Origin of the sequence: Xanthomonas arboricola pv. guizotiae (assembly GCF_002940205.1) — a bacterium.
In the GTDB taxonomy this organism is placed as follows: Bacteria; Pseudomonadota; Gammaproteobacteria; order Xanthomonadales; family Xanthomonadaceae; genus Xanthomonas; species Xanthomonas arboricola_C.
In genome coordinates, this window is record NZ_MDSK01000127.1 from 1 (window position 1) to 455 (window position 455).

1 protein-coding gene is annotated in these 455 nt (G+C 57.4%); it reads right to left on the reverse strand.

Annotated features, from left to right (window positions below; translation table 11 throughout):
* Positions 1-70: 70 nt before the first annotated feature.
* The gene (locus tag XarbCFBP7408_RS22135) at positions 71-214 is read right to left on the reverse strand and encodes a transposase (protein ID WP_258072312.1); all 144 of its coding nucleotides are present in this window, start codon (positions 212-214) and stop codon (positions 71-73) included.
* Positions 215-455: the final 241 nt, after the last annotated feature.

Consider the following 455-nt stretch of genomic DNA (forward strand, 5'->3'; position numbering starts at 1 on the left):
GACGCCGTACGCGTTCATCTGCAAGCAGTGGACATCCGAACCCGAGCGGTTCAAGGTGGACCCGATCCATCTAATGCCGGGACTGAACACCTAGCAAGTGCACATGGTTGTCCATCAAGACGTAAGCGTGCAACTGGCAGCCTGTCGCGTGCAGGGCCTCATGCATCAGGTGCAAATAGCGCAATCGATCGCCATCATCCAGAAAGCAGGGCAACCGGTTGTTCCCGCGCTGCACGATGTGCTGCGGGATGCCGGGAAGGTCGATGCGTGGAAGTCTGGCCATGGAACAAGACTCGCAGCCCGGCGTTGGTACTGATAGCGAGGAAGCCCTCTCGAAAGCTGAGGCCGTAGCCTGAAATTTGGCTAGGGCCTGTTAACACATCCGAAGCCCATCAACGACCAGGACGAAGTTGAGGAATCCAAGGAACATGACGTCCAACTTCTCGAAGCGCGTG